Annotated in this window: 1 protein-coding gene; it reads left to right on the forward strand. The window is 31.3% G+C overall.

The genetic code is table 11. From position 1 onward, the window contains the following. Positions 1-1,498: SGNH/GDSL hydrolase family protein (locus LJE08_RS13480; RefSeq protein ID WP_227403511.1), on the forward strand; the 1,498-nt coding region annotated here is incomplete at its 5' end. Positions 1,499-1,514: the final 16 nt, after the last annotated feature.

Below are 1,514 nucleotides of genomic sequence, written 5' to 3' on the forward strand. Positions count from 1 at the left end.
TCAACTAAAGGAAGATTTAGGTGATTTGTCTATTGGCAACTATATCATCAGACCTAATTACCGTAGTGGAAAAATCGAGCCATCAACTGGGGAAGAAGTTACACCGTATGATACAGCACGGATTTCTGAAAAACTCAATTTTGATAATTATGAAAGTGTAAATGTCAGAACAACTGAAAGTGAAGACCCTAATAAAGGTGCATATATTTCAGTATTTGAATTTGATTCATTGGGTAAATATATCAAACAAATTGCAAACACAGTTCACGAATATACTATAACACCAACGAACCACCATTTATATGTTTTACAATGGTGGTTCGGTGGTACCGATTTTGAAAACAGGCTTCCATATACAAAGGTGTCAGCAAAGTCATTACTTAATAAAAAAGATAAAGAAAAAATTTATGCAGATTTATCTCCAAAAACAGAAGTAAAACTAGATTTGCCGGATAAACTATTTATCGTAAAAGGCGAAACTATAGAGCTATTTAAGTATGGTATGTATTACACTGATACTGAATTTATAAACAATCAGTACAATGTACGTGTTGTAAACATTGATGAATATACTACACAATATGATGATAAAATCGTCATTTCGTGTCCTAAAGATTATTCAAAACCTATTCTGCAAGGAACCAATGATTTAGCATTATTTCAATTGATTAATACTTACGGTAAAGTAATCGAACAAAAGCGTGTAAAAATTTTTGTTGCCGATAAAGCCACTATATCGGATATTGATAGAAATATTATGTATCTCGGTGACAGCTTTACAGGAATGGGTTTCAGAACACAAGAAATTGCGAATCTAATTGCTAAAGAATCCAACTTAACCAAAACAAAATTAATTGGTAAATTTATTGGACAAGGAAGTGGAAATAGATTTACCGGTACAGGTGGGTATAGTTGGGAAAATTATACTGAAAACCCTAATACATTGCCTAGTGCATATCCTAACAATTATTTATGGGATGCTGATAATAACCACATTTCCATGAAATATTTGGTAGATTCACTTGGAGAAACTCATCTTGAATACGTTGTTATTTTGCTTGGATGGAATGATTATGAAAGTGGAGCGTTTGCATCATCTTTTAGTTGGGATGTTATGAAACAACGTGCAAAAAGACTAATAGAAAATATTCATAATTATTATCCTACTTGTAAAATTATTTTAGAAAGCTACCACTATATGTATCCATTGCATCGAAAATCATATGGTAATGCACTACCACAAGTAAAACAGAACAAATACATTTATGATTTAAATAGATTCTATCAAGAAATTGCAAATGAATATGAATATGTCGAATTTGTTCAAATGTCCATTCAGATTGATGTACTTCACAACATGGGATTTGAAGAAGAAAGAGTAAATAAACGAAGTAAAGAAATTGTTAAATACTGTAAAGATGTTGTGCATCCATCTGACATTGGCTTCTATCAGTATTCAGATGCAGAATTTAATGCACTGTTGTATCTTATGCAGTAATTGACTAAATAAGAAT

The sequence above is a fragment of the Holdemanella sp. DFI.5.55 genome, assembly GCF_020593575.1.
In the GTDB taxonomy this organism is placed as follows: domain Bacteria; phylum Bacillota_I; class Bacilli_A; order Erysipelotrichales; family Erysipelotrichaceae; genus Holdemanella; species Holdemanella hominis.